The organism is Streptomyces neyagawaensis (assembly GCF_023516595.1).
Classification (GTDB): Bacteria; Actinomycetota; Actinomycetes; order Streptomycetales; family Streptomycetaceae; genus Streptomyces; species Streptomyces neyagawaensis.
Genome location: NZ_JAMGBG010000074.1, coordinates 69,474 through 84,045, shown reverse-complemented (window position 1 = coordinate 84,045; position 14,572 = coordinate 69,474). Strand labels below are relative to the sequence as shown.

The following is a 14,572-nucleotide window of genomic DNA, read 5'->3' as shown; positions in this document are numbered from 1 at the left end:
CGTCGAGACCGGTCGCCAGGGTCAACAGGCGTCCCTGGTTGGTCTGTTCCGCTGCCGGGGCCGGTGCCGATCCCTCGGGCTGCTCGGCCGCCGTGCCCTGGGCGGACAGCTCCTCCAGGGCCTGGGCGAAGGCGTTCGCCCGCCGGTGCGCCGATACGTTCGCGATCACTGGCGGCACCTCCTCTCGTCATGACGGTCGACTCCCCAGGGGGTCCTGAGGGTTGCACGTCCCCGACCAATGCACACGATCGAGTGATCGATGTCGGCCGAGCCGTGACCACAGGGAGCCTGTATCCCGCTCAACGAGTGGTGCGGCACTTGGGTTACGGACGGAGGGCGAACCGACGAAGAAGTCAACAGAAGGCGACCGATAGTGAGTTAGAGGTCGCCGAGTGTGTCCGGACGCAGCGTTCGGCGCGGGGTCGGCGATGGTTCGCCGGGGTGGGTCCTGCCGGGGCGGGCGGGTCAGCGGGCGTCGTCCGGCAGGAGGCGGGCGAGGGTGCGGACCGCGCGGTACTGGAGGGTCTTGATCGCGCCCTCGTTCTTGCCCATGACGCGGGCGGTCTCGGCGACGGAGAGGCCCTGGAGGAAGCGGAGGGTGACGCACTCCTGCTGCTGGGGGTTGAGGCGGCGTACGGCCTCGAGGAGGGCGGCGTTGGAGAGGGACTCCAGGACGGAGTCCTCGGGGGAGCGCTCGACCTCGTTGGCGTCGAGCATCTCGCCGGTGGTGACCTCCAGCCGGAAGCGGCTGGACTTGAAGTGGTCGGCGACGAGGTTGCGGGCGATGGTGACCAGCCAGGCGCCGAAGTCGCGGCCCTGCCAGGTGAACGTCCCGATGCGGCGCAGGGCGCGCAGGAACGTCTCACTGGTGAGGTCCTCGGCGGTCGCCTTGCCGCCCACGCGGTAGTAGATGTAGCGGTAGACGGTGTCGCTGTACTGGTCGTACAGGCGACCGAAGGCGTCGGCCTCGCCGGACTGGGCGCGTTCGACGAGGTCCATCATGCGGGCGCTGTCGCTGTCCGCGGCGGGACGGCGGGTGGTGGTGGCGGTGGATCCCGAACGGCCTCGTCTGCCCACTTCCCGCCCGTCACCCGACCTCCGCCCCCCAACGACGGCGCTGCGCGCCGACCCCTGTTCAATGCCGTCGGCGAGTGCGTAGCACGGGCCTACGGGCGCGGCGGCGGAGGCGAGGGCGGGGACGGCGTACGCGGTGGGGACGAAGCCGCGCAACAGGTTGTTGACCGTCGTGCGCAGCGTAGCCAGGCCCGAGGCGTCAACCCCGACGTGTGGGTACACGGGACTCCCAGAGGCAGAGCTTCCATCACGTGCAGTACGGAACCATTCACCCGTCGTAGCGACGGAGGGGTACCGGTTTGCGTTTGAGGAGAATAACGCTTCGTGCAGGCACTGCTACACCCAGTTGCTCAAATCATCGATTACGTCGCTTCTGTTACTGATTGACGGCTGCTCAAGTGCCGATGCGTGATCGATTGTTGATCGATTGGGTTCGTGTTCCGTCTGGGTGCGGGGCGTGTTGTGGTCGGGTGCGGTTGGCGCGACTGAGGGGCGCGCGACGGGGGTAGGGCAGCTGGAATGCGTGCGGGCGTGCGGGAACGCCGAACGCCGGGGGGCGGTTTCCCGCCCCCCGGCGTTCGAAAGAAGGTGTGGTCGAAAAAAGGTGTGAGCGATCGGGTGGATCAGCGGTAGCGGCGGCGGTGCAGCGCGATCGCGGCGGCCGTGCCGCCGGCCACCGCGCCCACGCCGGCCGCGGCCGGGAGGCCGACCTTGGCCGCCTTGCGGGCCGTGCGGTAGTCGCGCAGCCGCCAGTCCATGGAGCGGGCGTGCTTGCGGAGCTTGGAGTCGGGGTTGATCGCGTAGGGGTGGCCGACCAGGGAGAGCATCGGGATGTCGTTGTGGCTGTCGCTGTAGGCGGCGCAGCGGGAGAGGTCCAGGCCCTCGGCGGCGGCCAGGGCGCGGACCGCCTCCGCCTTCGCGGGGCCGTGCAGCGGCTCGCCGACCAGCTTGCCGGTGTAGACGCCGTCGACCGACTCGGCGACCGTGCCGAGCGCCCCGGTCAGACCGAGGCGGCGGGCGATCACCTGGGCGATCTCCACGGGTGCGGCCGTCACCAGCCACACCTTCTGGCCGGCGTCGAGGTGGGCCTGGGCGAGGGCGCGGGTGCCCGGCCAGATGCGCTCGGCCATGTACTCGTCGTAGATCTCCTCGCCGATGATGGTCAGTTCGGCGACGCGGTGGCCCTTGACGATGGAGAGCGCGGAGTTCTGGGCGTCCTGCATGTGCTCGGGGTCCTCGGAGCCCGCGAGCCGGAACCACGCCTGCTGCCAGGCGAATCGGGCGAGGTCGCGGGTCTCGAAGAACTTCCGCTTGTACAGGCCCCGGCCGAAGTGGAACAGCGACGCGCCCTGCATGACCGTGTTGTCGAGGTCGAAGAAGGCCGCGGCCTTCTCGTCGCCGAGGACCGGGAACTCCGGTTCGGCGGCAGGGGTGTCGGGCGCGGGAGCGAGGTCCTCCAGTTCCTGGGAGGACTTGCGCGCGGCCTCGGCTGAGGCCTCGCCTGCCAACACACTCCGTGCCGTGGCGGAGCGCCTACGAGGAGTGAGCCATCCTAGAGCGGCCATGGCGTGAGCATAGCCAGTCTGTTCGGTGGTTCCGGAGCCGAGAGGTTCGCAAGGTGTGAACTCTCCGCGACCTTGTCGTTAAAGAGGTGGTCCGTACGGCGTGTCGGGGCGCGGAACGGGTGACGAGGGGGCGCGTCCCGCGCTGCGACAATGGCGGCATGAGTGCCATGTTTCGGCGACGGTCGCGTGATCCGGGGGAGCGTCTCGTCACACTGATCGGCAAGCCGGGGTGTCATCTGTGCGATGACGCGCAGTCAGTGATCGAGAAGGTGTGCGGGGAGCTCGGGGTGCCCTGGGAGAAGAAGGACATCACCCAGGACGAGGAGCTGCACCGTGCGTACTGGGAGCAGATTCCGGTCGTGCTGGTGGACGGCGCGCAGCACACGTTCTGGCGGGTGGACGAGGCGCGTCTGCGCAAAGCCCTTACACAGATGTGACTGACCGGCCAGTCCAAGTGGTCCAGAAAGTCGCTTAGGATCGACGGGCTGATTGGTCTCGGGGGCGGGATTCGTGAGGAGAGTGTGCGGTTTTGCCCCCGTGGAGCAAGGTGCCGAGCTGGGCGGCGCGTGAGGAACGAAGGCACGTCCGTGCCGGTTCCGGGCGTGCGCGTCGGGCGTGCGTGACCCCGGTCACGTTGGCCGGGCAAATCGGACACCATCTTTGTGCACGCGTTCACAAAGACATAGCCTGCTGTCGACGGGGCGGTCTGGGGACGCATGACCGCCCGCAGCCCCGCTCTACCCGCAGGAGCACCGTGGCAACTGGCCGAACTCACCGACCGGCGACCCGCAGCCGAGGGATTCCCGAGGCCACCGTCGCCAGGCTTCCGCTGTACCTCCGTGCTTTGACCGCGCTGTCGGAGCGCTCGGTACCCACCGTTTCATCCGAGGAACTGGCGGCCGCGGCGGGGGTCAACTCCGCGAAGCTCCGCAAGGACTTCTCCTACCTCGGTTCGTACGGGACGCGGGGCGTCGGCTACGACGTCGAGTACCTCGTCTACCAGATCTCCCGTGAGCTGGGTCTCACCCAGGACTGGCCGGTCGTGATCGTCGGTATCGGTAACCTCGGCGCCGCCCTCGCCAACTACGGCGGGTTCGCCTCCCGTGGGTTCCGGGTCGCCGCGCTGATAGACGCCGACCCGGCGATGGCGGGGAAGCCGGTCGCGGGCATCCCGGTGCAGCACACGGACGACCTGGAAAAGATCATCGACGACAACGGGGTCTCCATCGGCGTGATCGCCACCCCCGCCGGCGCCGCCCAGCAGGTGTGCGACCGGCTCGTCGCCGCCGGGGTCACGTCCATCCTGAACTTCGCGCCCACCGTCCTGTCCGTGCCGGACGGTGTCGACGTACGCAAGGTGGATCTCTCGATCGAGTTGCAGATCCTCGCCTTCCACGAGCAGCGCAAGGCCGGGGAGGAGGCCGCGGGCGAGCCCGGGGCCGTACCGCTGGCTCCCAAGGACTCCGGGAAAGGGCCCGACGGGGATGTCCCCGCCGTGATGCCGGCATGAGTCTCCTGGTCGTCGGGCTGAGTCACCGCAGCGCTCCGGTGAGTGTGCTGGAGCGGGCCGCGCTGTCCCTGGACGCGCAGATCAAGTTGCTTCAGGACACGGTGGCCGCCGAGCCGGCCACCGAGGCCGCCGTCCTCGCCACCTGCAACCGCATCGAGCTGTACGCGGACGTCGACAAGTTCCACGCCGGTGTCGCCGAGCTGTCCACGCTGCTCGCCCAGCACAGCGGGGTGGGGCTCGACGAGCTGACGCCCTACCTGTACGTGCACTACGAGGACCGGGCCGTCCACCATCTGTTCTCGGTGGCCTGCGGCCTGGACTCCATGGTCGTGGGCGAGGGGCAGATCCTCGGGCAGATCAAGGACTCGCTGGCCCGCGCGCAGGAGCTGCACACCGCCGGGCGGCTGCTGAACGACCTGTTCCAGCAGGCCCTCAGGGTCGGCAAGCGGGCGCACTCCGAGACCGGGATCGACCGGGCCGGACAGTCGCTGGTGACCTTCGGTCTGGAGCAGTTCACCGCCGGTGGCGCCGTCGAGGCGTGGGCCCGGGGCAAGCGGGCCGTCGTGATCGGCGCCGGGTCGATGTCGTCGCTGGCCGCCGCCACGCTGGCGCGGGCCGGGGTCGCCGAGATCGTGGTCGCCAACCGGACGTACGACCGGGCCGAGCGGCTCGCGCAGATCCTCACCGAGCAGGGTGAAAAGAGCGAAACGGACGTGCTGGCCCGCGCGGTACCGATGGAATCGGTGCCTTCCGAGCTGACACGTGCCGATGTCGTCGTCTCCTGTACCGGTGCGACGGGCCTGGTTCTGACCGCCGACGCCGTCGCCGCCGCCGTCGAGGGGCGGGTGCCCGAGGGCACGGCCGCCGCCGGGCCCGACCAGCGCGCGGACGCGCGGGGCGGCATACGGCCCGTGCTGCCGCCGACGTCCATCGGCACCGACGAGGACTGTCCGCTCGACCTCCCCGCCGTCCAGGGCGGAGGCTTCTCCGTGCACGGCGAGGCCGCGGTCGCCGGGATGGACGCGGCGACGCTGGAGCAGCACGCCGCCTGGGTCGACAACGCGACCGTCGACCGGCGCACCGCCGCCCGCCGCACACCCGCCGCCGACGCCGAGCTGATCGCCGCGCTCGCCGCGACCTTCGCCGTCACCGGCCGGATCACCGAACTGCGCCGACCCGAGCCGGTCGTCGAGGCGCCCCGGCCCGAGCCCGTGCTCGCGCTGCTGGACCTGGCCATGCCGCGGGACATCGACGCGGCCGCGCACCGGCTGCCCGGTGTCCGCCTGGTCGACATCGAGTCCCTCGCCGAGGCCTCCGCCGACGCGCCGATGGCCGCCGACGTGGACATGGTGCGGAGGATCGTTTCGGACGAGGTGGCCGCCTTCGGCGCCGCCCAGCGGGCCGCGCACATCACCCCCACCGTCGTGGCGCTGCGCGCCATGGCCGCGGATGTCGTCGCGAGCGAGATCGCCCGCCTGGAGGGCCGGTTGCCCGGCCTCGACGACAAGCACCGCGGCGAGATCACCCAGACCGTGCGGCGCGTCGTCGACAAGCTGCTGCACGCGCCGACCGTACGGGTCAAGCAGCTCGCGGCCGAACCCGGCGGCGCCGGGTACGCGGACGCGCTGCGGACCCTGTTCGACCTGGACCAGGAGACGGTCGCCGCCGTGTCCCGGGCCGATGACAGCCAAGAGAACGCCGAGAACCGAGGGCGATCATGAGTGAGCAGGCACGTGAGGCGCCCCAGCGTCGAGCCGATGGGCCGCTGCGGCTCGGGACCAGGCGGAGCAAGCTCGCCATGGCCCAGTCCGGGCTGGTGGCGGACGCGGTCCGGCAGGTGACCGGGCGGCCCGTCGAACTCGTGGAGATCACGACGTACGGCGACGTCTCCCGCGAGCATCTGGCGCAGATCGGCGGCACGGGCGTCTTCGTCACCGCGCTGCGGGAGGCGCTGCTGCGCGGCGACGTCGACTTCGCCGTGCACTCCCTCAAGGACCTGCCGACCGCGCAGCCCGCCGAGCTGGCGCTGGCCGCCGTACCGCTGCGCGAGGACGCGCGGGACGTGCTGGTCGCCCGCGACGGCCTGACTTTCGCCCAGCTGCCGGACGGCGCCCGCGTGGGCACCGGCTCGCCGCGGCGGATGGCCCAGCTGAACGCGTACGCGCGCAGCCACGGCCTGACGATCGAGACGGTGCCGATCCGCGGGAACGTAGACACCCGGATCGGATACGTGCGGAAGGGTGAGCTGGACGCCGTCGTGCTGGCCGCCGCCGGACTGAACCGGATCGGCCGGATCGACGAGGTGACCGACTTCCTGTCGGTCGACACGGTTCTGCCCGCCCCCGGCCAGGGGGCACTGGCGATCGAATGCGTCGCGGACAACGCGTCGCTGGTCGCCGCGCTCGGTGAACTCGACGACCCGTTCACGCGGGCCGCCGTGACCGCCGAGCGGTCCCTGCTCGCCGCCCTGGAGGCCGGTTGCAGCGCCCCGGTGGGTGCGTTCGCCGACCTTCTGGCCGACGGGCAGACTGTCAAGGAGATGCGCCTGCGCGGCGTCGTCGGCACGACCGACGGCTCGACGCTGGTGCAGCTGTCCACCACCGGTCCCGTGCCCGAGACGCACGACCAGGCAATGGCGCTCGGCCGTGAACTCGCGGCCGAGATGCTCGCCAAGGGCGCGGCCGGTCTGATGGGGGAGCGAGCACATTGAGCCCCACCACCCTTTCCGCCGGTCCGGACCACGGTCACGTCACCTTCCTCGGTGCCGGACCCGGGGATCCGGGACTGCTGACCCTGCGCGCCGTGGAGGCGCTGGCGAACGCGGACGTCCTCGTCGCCGAGCACGACGTGCTCGACGTGGTGCGCGCGCATGCCCGTCCGGGCGTCGCCGTACTGGACACCGACACGGGCCCGCCGTCGCCCGTGGCCGCGGCGCCCTCGGCCTCTTCCGCGGCTACTTCAGCGGATACGTTTTCGGGCACAGGCACGCCTCAGCTGACGGTTGTTGACGGCGCGTCGACAACCGTTGGTGCACCCGCTGTGCGGGATGCGGCACATCTTGTCATGGAGGCCGCGAGGGGCGGCAAGCGGGTCGTCCGTGCGGTGTCCGGGGACCCTGGCCTGGACACCTACGCCACCGGGGAGATGCTGGCGTGCGCCGCCGCGGGTGTGCCGTTCGAGGTGGTGCCCGGTGTGGCGGCCGCCGTGGGCGTGCCCGCCTACGCGGGTGTGCCGCTGCGGGACGCGCAGGGCGCGGACGTGCGCTTCGTGGACGCGCGCACGGCGTCCGAACGGTGCTGGACCGAGGTCGGCGCGTCCGACGGGACCGTCGTGGTCTCGGCGACGCTGGAGACCGTGGCCGCCGCAGCCGGTGAGCTGGTCGCCGCCGGCCGCAAGCCCGACACGCCGCTGACGGTCACCGTCGCCGGTACGACGACCCGGCAGCGGACCTGGACCGCCACGCTCGGCACGATCGCGCAGGTGCTGAAGCAGGCCAAGGTGCTGCCCTCCCCGGAGGGCGCGCGGCCGGTGATAGCCGTGGTCGGTGAGCGTTCCGCGGCCGCCCAGCGCGACCAGTTGTCGTGGTTCGAGAGCAAGCCGCTGTTCGGCTGGCGGGTCCTCGTGCCGCGCACGAAGGAGCAGGCCGCCTCGCTCTCCGACCAGCTGCGGTCCTACGGGGCCGTGCCGCACGAGGTGCCGACGATCGCCGTGGAACCGCCGCGCACCCCGCAGCAGATGGAGCGCGCGGTCAAGGGCCTGGTGACCGGACGGTACGAGTGGATCGCCTTCACCTCGGTGAACGCGGTCAAGGCCGTACGGGAGAAGTTCGAGGAGTACGGGCTCGACGCCCGGGCCTTCGCGGGGATCAAGGTCGCCGCGGTGGGCGAGCAGACCGCCAGGGCGCTGGTCGCGTTCGGTGTGAAGCCGGACCTGGTGCCGAGCGGTGAGCAGTCCGCGGCCGGGCTGCTGGAGGACTGGCCGCCGTACGACCCCGTCTTCGACCCGATCGACCGGGTGTTCCTGCCGCGGGCCGACATCGCCACGGAGACGCTGGTCGCCGGGTTGATCGAGCTCGGGTGGGAGGTCGACGACGTCACCGCCTACCGGACCGTGCGGGCCTCGCCGCCGCCGGCCGAGACCCGTGAGGCGATCAAGGGCGGTGGCTTCGACGCCGTGCTGTTCACGTCGTCGTCCACCGTGCGGAACCTGGTCGGCATCGCCGGCAAGCCGCACAACGTCACCGTGATCGCCTGTATCGGGCCCGCGACGGCGAAGACCGCCGAGGAGCACGGGCTGCGGGTGGACGTGATGGCTCCCGAGCCGTCCGTGCACAAGCTGGCGGAGGCGCTCGCCGACTTCGGCCTGCGGCGCCGCGCGGCCGCGCTGGAGGCGGGGGACCCGGTGACACGGCCGAGCGAGCGGCGGCCGGGGGCTCGGCGGAGGCGGAACACGACCTGAGCGGGTCGATCGTAGGCGTACGGGTTGTACGGGGCGTACGGGAGGGGCGGCGGTTCTTGGGACCGCCGCCCCTCCGTCTTGTGCGCGCTGTGTCAGGCGCCGGAGACGTACGGCAGGAACGTCGACCAGGCGGCGGGGGTGAGGGCGAGGCGGGGGCCTCGGGGGTTCTTCGAGTCGCGGATGAGGATGGTGGCGGGGGTGGTGGCGACTTCGAGGCAATCGGGGCCGTCAGGGGTGCTGTAGCTGCTCTTTATCCACTCCGGTGCCTGTCCGTCCCCGGTCGGAGGCTTGCGGATCATGTCTCTCCCAGCATCTTCTCGATGAAGGCCGTCGACTCCCGAGGCGTGAGAGCCTGTGCCCGGATGATTCCATAGCGGATGTCCAGGAGCTGAACCTCTCTGGGGTCGGTGATCACCCGGCTCACGAGCTGGATCTCGTTGTGTCCCACCGCGCTGCCGTCCCGCAGTCTGAGCAGCCTGAACGAACCCGCCAACCCGGCGTTGTCCTCGCAGGCCAGTGGGAGGACCTGAAGGTCGACGTTCCTCAACTGGCCGACTTCCAGAAGGCGTTCGAGCTGCCTTCGCATCACCATTCTGCCCCCGATGGGGCGCCGCAGCGTCGACTCGCATTGGACAAAGCTGAACACGGGGAGCGGCGCTGCCGCTCGACCGAGGATCTCCTGCCGGGCCAGCCTGGCCGCCACGTGCTGTTCCAGTTCGTCTTCCCGGAAGGGGGGCCGTCTGGTTGCGAAGGACGCTCGCACGTACTCCTCGGTTTGTAGAAGCCCGTGGATGACCGAGTTGTTGTAGTTGCACAACTCGACCGCCTCTTCCTCCAGCTTCTTCAGGCCACGCACCTTCTTCGGATACCGGACCTCCGCCAAGTCCCGCTTCATCGCGATGATCCTGCCGTTCGCCCCCAGCGCCTCGTCCGCCTGGTCCAGGTACTCCGGCCGGGGAATCCGCCGCCCCCGCTCCACCGAGGAGACCAGCTCCTCGCCGTACCCGATCGCCGCCCCGAACTCCGCCTGGGTGAGACCCGCCGCCTCGCGCCACAGCTTCAGCTGGCGGGCGACCGTCTTGATCACCGCCCCGGCCTCGTCGTCCTCCGGTCCCGCGTCCCAGTCGCCCACGTCGTCCGCCGCCTTCCGTCACGACACCACTTGCCCAACTCCGTCGGCTCACGCCGCGTCACCCGGTGGGGCCGGACAACGGTCGGCCGCGCCCGGACAACTGATCTCCGCACGGGCAGGAGTTCTTCACAGGTTATGCATGTGTAACCACTCTGTGTGACATGAGCGATCAGATCACCCGAACCGGCAGTTCCGATACGGCGCTCTCCGCGCCCGCCGCCGCCGACCCGCCCCACCGGTTCTCGGTACCGCTGTCCGCGACGCGTCGCGGAGCCCGCCTGGCCAGACTTCTGGCCACGGAGCAACTGCGCTCGTGGGCGCTGCCGTTGGATCCCGCGCGGCTCATCGTCGCCGAGCTTGCCAGTAACGCGGCCTCGCATGGCCGGGTCCTCGGTCGGAGCTTTCGCCTCGCCCTCGAACTCACTCTTCCTGGCACGCTCCGTATCGAAGTGACCGACATGCGGGGTGATCGTCTACCCGTCCGCGCGCCGGTCGCCGGTGGGGCCCCGGCCCAAGGCGGCTATGGGCTCTTGCTCGTCGAGGAGTTGGCGGATCGGTGGGGTGTCGTGGCCGGGCCGGTGCCGTCCAAGACCGTCTGGGCCGAGCTGGATCTCAGGCGCTGAAGTAGCTTCGGCAGGGCGTCAGCGGCGTCAGTACTCTGACCGTATGGCCGACCTCTACGCAGTCGACGTCTCCCTGAACCTGGCGGCTACGGTGCCGGACGCGGTGCTCTCCGAGTTGCGCCGACACCTCGGCCATGAGGGGGGTGAGGGTCTGGCCGACGAGTCCGACGACCACCCCGTCTGGGCCGCCCGCGGTCCCGCCAGGCGCATCGGCGGTGTCCTGGTCGGCGAGCTGATCAGAACGGACCCGGGCTGGGCCCTGACGGTCCGTCAAGAAGTGCATGCCGAATCCATGCCGCAGATCGACGCCTTGATCGAAATGTTGGCATTCCACTCGGCTACGGAAGGCGTTATCGGCCAGATCCGGTTCTACGAGGACGAGATTCCCGATCTGCTTCTCAGCAGGTCCGGGGAACTGGTGAGGGCATCCCTGACTCGTCTGCCGGAAACGAAGGTCTAGGCGCCCCCGTTGGGAGCAGACGACACACGCAGAACCGCCTCGGCGTTCGCGAGCATGCGTGAGATGTCGATGGGCAGGTGCTCGAATTCCTCCATGACCACGTCATAGGGTTCGACCTGGTGTGCTTGCCCATCGTGTCCGGTGGCCTCGATGAAGAAGCGGTAGCCAGCGGGAACTTCCGGGTCGTCGACCTTCTTCCAGTGGGCTCCTCGTCGACGTACGAGTACATCACCGAGGAACGAGACGAGATCCGTGTGGAGCGTGATCCAGTCGGACTGTTCGAACTCGCCCAGTGGCAGTCGCGAGACATAGTTCTGGATGCCGGGCAGTGAGGCGAGCGGATCCGCTTCGAACCGCTCCCTCGTCACTCCGACCATCGCGGCGAGATCAGCCGCGTTGCCATGGGCCCCTTCCGCCCACTCTGAGACTTCGGCGGCAGATCCGTCCGACGTGTTGTTCCGCATGGCGTGCAGCCTTTCAGTTCTCCGGACGCTCCACTTCCACGATGGAGTGTCCCATCAGCCCTTCTTGGGAGCAGGCCCGTACTCCAAGAAAATGATCTTAACTTCGGTCAGATAATCCCGAAGCTCCTTGGACGGTCCGGCGTGCGTGAACGACCAGCGCGGGTCAAAGTCCGGGTTCATCTCCCGCAGGGCCAGATCCTTGTGGATCTGCTCCTTGATCCCCTTGCTCAAGGGGACTTCGTTCTTGATCGTCTCCTTGGTCCCGTCCTTCAGGGTGATGGTGCGGTATTCGCCGTACGTCTTCACTTCCACGGCGATGGTGCGGCCGTCGGGCAGGTCCACCGGCACATCGACCTTGCGCCCGCCGGAACCCGTCACCGGATACCGCCCCTCCCCTTGTACGGGAACCGGGTAGTGACGCTCGGGGCCGCCTCGCCATTGCTGCCTGTGCAGTTCTTCACCCGCCGCCCAGCGGAGTTTCGGGTTACGCATGTTGCGCACGTCCCGCAGAGTGAGCGGCCCGTCGCCCGGCGGCAGCGCCGGCCGAGACAGATCGGGTTCCATTCCGGCGTACGGGTTCTCATCTCCGCGTTTGACGGGAGCGGCCGTGTCCGCTCTGTGGGAGCCGGACGACTCGTCCGGCTCATGCGGTTCGGGGTCCGGATCAGGGCCGCCGTTGGAATCACGGTCGGTGACGGAGTGCCCGTCGGGTCGATCGTCACTCGTGCGGCCGGGGCCTTCGTCACCTCGACCGAGGTGGTCCGGACCGTCAGCGGCTCCCCCGGACCCGCCACCACGCCCCGCCGCCGCATCGCCTACGGCACGGCCTCCAGGACCTGTCGCGGCGCCGACCCCGCCCCGGCCACCCACTGCAGCGGTCTCCCCCGCATGTGTGCCCGCACCGACACCCGCAGGTTCCCGCACGTCCGCGTCGGCTGCGGGCTGCTCCTGCCTCGCCCCGGTCTCCGCCGTCCGCTGCTCCGCCGTCCGCTCGTGTCGGATGGCGTCCAGGGACTCCCGTACCGTCCCGTCCGCGTTGTGCATGATCAAGGTCTTGGTGTCGAGGTAGACGACCTCGCCCTCGGGGGTGGTCATGCGGACGGAGTTCTCGGGGGTGAGGCCGGCCGGGAGGTCGTCGGCGATGTTCGGGGTGTCGGCTATCTGGTACGTGCCTTCGCCGAGTCTGATGTGTGTGCCGTTCGTGATCCCCCGCAGCCCGGCCATGACGTCACTGATCTTCACGGCGGTCCCGCCGATGCCCTTCGCGATGTACGTCATCGGGTCGACGATCCGGCCCGCCCGGCCCGCGAAGGAGAGGGCCTTCGCGATCGCACCGGCCTTGCCGGTCGCCGCGACCGCTCCGCCCGTTCCACCTGTGAAGACGGTGGTGAGGACGTTGAAGGTGACCGCGCCGGCGGCGCGTGAGGGGTTCTTGCCCCACTCGTCGTACGCGATGAGGGCCTTGCCGGTCTCGACGACGGCCGTGCGGGAGTCGCGGAGCCAGGAGGGGAGTTTGTCGGCCGGGGTCAGCCAGTACGCGGCGCCGAGCGGCGTTCCCGTGATCAGGACGCCGGTCGCGAGCTTGCCGAGGCCGACCCATGCCTGTCCGGCCGCGTCCCAGCCGTTGAAGCCGACCAGTGTGCCCAGGCCCTTGATCGTGCCCCACACGCCGTCCACGACGAAGCCGACCGTGAAGTCCCAGGCGTGCTCGTGGAAGTAGTACCAGGGGTTGGACTCCTCGACGGGGTCCCCCCACGGCAGACCTCCGGCATTGTTGAGGTCCTCGGCCCGGTAGCCGTACATGTTCTCTTTGCCGGAGCCGTCGTCGACGACGAGCGGATCCCCGCCGACCAGTGCGACGATCTTGTTGTAGCAGGCCCGTTCGGCGGCCTGGAAGGCGGACCAGGCCGCGTTCACCGCGTTGCGGCGGGCCGTGTTCTCGTCGATGAGGTCGCCGTCAGCGACCCAGTCGTCGTCGCCCGCGACGCGCCGTTCGAACGCCGCCGCCTCCTCGCGGAGTGTGTTGAGCCGGTCGACCAGGGGGCGGACCTCGGCCGCGTAGTCGAGCAGGGCCTTGGAGACCGTGCCCAGCTCGGTGTGCAGGTCGTTGCCGGCCGACGCGACCGGCGCCGTCGTCGCGAAGAGCTGGTCGGCCTCGGGGGCCTTGTAGAAAGGCTCCAGCAGGTTGAAGTTGGCGTCGATCAGCAGACCCGCCGCACCGATCGCCATGCCGTCGAACGCGATGTCCCCGGCGTCCGTCTCCAGTTGCTCCAGATTCCCGGTGAACTCCGGTATCTCGGCCGAGACAACGGGCCTGTCCTCGCTCACGCCTACCCCCGTGGACGCCCTCGCGGATTCGTTCCCTCAACTCGATGCCACGCTCGGGGCGTCTGACGCTGTGACGCATGGACGCACATGAACGCCGAGTCGATCATTTGTACCAAAATTGCGATCGCGATCCCATGTACTTCTGGCCAAAGCTCGTCCTGCTCGTGGGACTTCGCCGTACTGGCGACCGGTTCACGCGTCCTGGCGGAACGTGCGCCGTCTCACTCCGGCTGTCATCGCCTGGTTCCACAACGGTGCCGGCGCGAGGGCGGTGCACCACGCCATGACGGCCGACCTGCCCGCCCTCGTCGAGCGTCCGGCCGGTTTCCTCGCCTGCGCAGGGGGGTGGCGTTCAGGGGGCGTAAGAAGGGCGCCTTGTGCGTCAGTTCACCCTCGCGCAGCCGGTGTTCGCGCTGGCAGAGTGGACGTGTAGCGCGCGGGCCGACGGGGGAGGCACGGGAGCATGACAGCGATGATCTCGGTGAAGGTCGAGGGGCCGGTCGGGCTGGACGAGCCGCAGGAGCTCCTGGAGGAGCTGGGCCGGGAGACGGGGCTCGACTGGCGGCTGGAGACGGTCGGGCAGAAGGGCACGCTGGGCGGCGATCTCGCCTTCACGCTGCTGGAGGCGCTGCTGGAGGGCGCGGTGGGAGCCGCCGTGGGGGTCGCCGCGCAGCGGGCGGTCGACACCTGGCGGGGGCGGCGGCTCGACCCGCCGACGGTCACGATCGTCTTCCAGATGCCGCAGACGCCGGGGGCGGCGCCAGTGCCGGGGGCTCCGGGCACACCGGATTCGCCGGGGACTCCGGGCACACCGGGTGCGCCGGGCGCGTCGGGTACTGCGGGTACGTCGGGCGCTCCGGGTACTCCCGAGCCGCCTCAGGTCTCCGAGCCGCCGCGGGGCGCCGGTGACGACGCCGGTGGCGGTGCGGGGCCCGGCACCGCCGAAGGGAGCTGACCG

General features: G+C 70.1%; 14 protein-coding genes and 1 pseudogene. 8 read left to right on the top strand and 7 right to left on the bottom strand.

All coding sequences use genetic code 11. The features are described from left to right. From M8J73_RS45785 to M8J73_RS28295, 3 genes and pseudogenes are all read right to left on the bottom strand, one after another. A pseudogene (locus tag M8J73_RS45785) lies at positions 1 to 169 on the bottom strand (DUF5667 domain-containing protein); the annotation flags it as partial. A 296-nt stretch (positions 170 to 465) separates the two neighbouring features. Then, positions 466 to 1,296 (bottom strand): ECF subfamily RNA polymerase sigma factor, BldN family, encoded by an 831-nt coding sequence (locus tag M8J73_RS28300; protein ID WP_249829241.1) that lies wholly within the window; start codon positions 1,294 to 1,296, stop codon positions 466 to 468. 401 nt (positions 1,297 to 1,697) lie between these two features. Next, positions 1,698 to 2,639, bottom strand: a complete 942-nt coding sequence (locus M8J73_RS28295) for an HAD family hydrolase (RefSeq protein WP_079055155.1) — start codon at positions 2,637 to 2,639, stop codon at positions 1,698 to 1,700. Between the two features lie 158 nt (positions 2,640 to 2,797). Between M8J73_RS28295 and M8J73_RS28290 the strand changes: the two genes are divergently transcribed. The 5 genes from M8J73_RS28290 to M8J73_RS28270 all read left to right on the top strand — a co-directional run bounded on the left by M8J73_RS28290 (position 2,798) and on the right by M8J73_RS28270 (position 8,607). Beyond that, the gene (locus tag M8J73_RS28290; protein ID WP_055519710.1) at positions 2,798 to 3,076 is read left to right on the top strand and encodes a glutaredoxin family protein; all 279 of its coding nucleotides are present in this window, start codon (positions 2,798 to 2,800) and stop codon (positions 3,074 to 3,076) included. A 317-nt stretch (positions 3,077 to 3,393) separates the two neighbouring features. Then, a complete protein-coding gene (locus M8J73_RS28285; protein WP_055541853.1) occupies positions 3,394 to 4,149 on the top strand; it encodes a redox-sensing transcriptional repressor Rex in 756 nt (251 codons plus the stop codon). Next, complete coding sequence (locus M8J73_RS28280; protein WP_055541854.1) at positions 4,146 to 5,870, top strand: glutamyl-tRNA reductase; 1,725 nt, start codon at positions 4,146 to 4,148, stop codon at positions 5,868 to 5,870. Before M8J73_RS28285 ends, M8J73_RS28280 begins: the two co-directional genes overlap by 4 nt. Next, the gene (hemC, locus tag M8J73_RS28275) at positions 5,867 to 6,859 is read left to right on the top strand and encodes a hydroxymethylbilane synthase (protein ID WP_055541855.1); all 993 of its coding nucleotides are present in this window, start codon (positions 5,867 to 5,869) and stop codon (positions 6,857 to 6,859) included. The genes M8J73_RS28280 and hemC overlap by 4 nt, the downstream gene beginning before the upstream one ends. Further along, positions 6,856 to 8,607: a bifunctional uroporphyrinogen-III C-methyltransferase/uroporphyrinogen-III synthase gene (locus M8J73_RS28270; RefSeq protein ID WP_079055156.1), complete on the top strand. Its 1,752-nt coding sequence runs from the start codon at positions 6,856 to 6,858 to the stop codon at positions 8,605 to 8,607. The genes hemC and M8J73_RS28270 overlap by 4 nt, the downstream gene beginning before the upstream one ends. A 92-nt stretch (positions 8,608 to 8,699) precedes the next feature. Here the strand turns inward: M8J73_RS28270 and M8J73_RS28265 are convergent, their stop codons facing one another. Then, a complete protein-coding gene (locus M8J73_RS28265) occupies positions 8,700 to 8,906 on the bottom strand; it encodes a DUF397 domain-containing protein (protein WP_249829240.1) in 207 nt (68 codons plus the stop codon). Further along, entirely contained in the window at positions 8,903 to 9,739 is an 837-nt protein-coding gene (locus M8J73_RS28260) for a helix-turn-helix domain-containing protein (RefSeq protein WP_249829239.1), read from the bottom strand. Before M8J73_RS28260 ends, M8J73_RS28265 begins: the two co-directional genes overlap by 4 nt. A gap of 161 nt (positions 9,740 to 9,900) precedes the next feature. On the opposite strand from M8J73_RS28260, the gene M8J73_RS28255 reads away from it, so the two are divergent. Together M8J73_RS28255 and M8J73_RS28250 are read left to right on the top strand one after the other, a co-directional pair. After that, positions 9,901 to 10,362, top strand: coding sequence for an ATP-binding protein (locus M8J73_RS28255; RefSeq protein WP_055542140.1), 462 nt, complete (start codon positions 9,901 to 9,903; stop codon positions 10,360 to 10,362). A 43-nt stretch (positions 10,363 to 10,405) separates the two neighbouring features. Further along, complete coding sequence (locus M8J73_RS28250) at positions 10,406 to 10,822, top strand: hypothetical protein (protein ID WP_055542139.1); 417 nt, start codon at positions 10,406 to 10,408, stop codon at positions 10,820 to 10,822. Here M8J73_RS28250 and M8J73_RS28245 read toward each other — a convergent pair. Both M8J73_RS28245 and M8J73_RS28240 read right to left on the bottom strand, forming a co-directional pair. Next, the gene (locus tag M8J73_RS28245) at positions 10,819 to 11,286 is read right to left on the bottom strand and encodes a hypothetical protein (protein WP_055542138.1); all 468 of its coding nucleotides are present in this window, start codon (positions 11,284 to 11,286) and stop codon (positions 10,819 to 10,821) included. The genes M8J73_RS28250 and M8J73_RS28245 overlap by 4 nt on opposite strands. Before the next feature lie 54 nt (positions 11,287 to 11,340). Beyond that, complete coding sequence (locus tag M8J73_RS28240) at positions 11,341 to 13,614, bottom strand: hypothetical protein (protein WP_240501687.1); 2,274 nt, start codon at positions 13,612 to 13,614, stop codon at positions 11,341 to 11,343. Between the two features lie 463 nt (positions 13,615 to 14,077). Here M8J73_RS28240 and M8J73_RS28235 point away from each other — a divergent pair, with 463 nt between their 5' ends. Continuing rightward, entirely contained in the window at positions 14,078 to 14,569 is a 492-nt protein-coding gene (locus tag M8J73_RS28235) for a hypothetical protein (RefSeq protein ID WP_240501686.1), read from the top strand. Positions 14,570 to 14,572 lie beyond the last annotated feature (3 nt).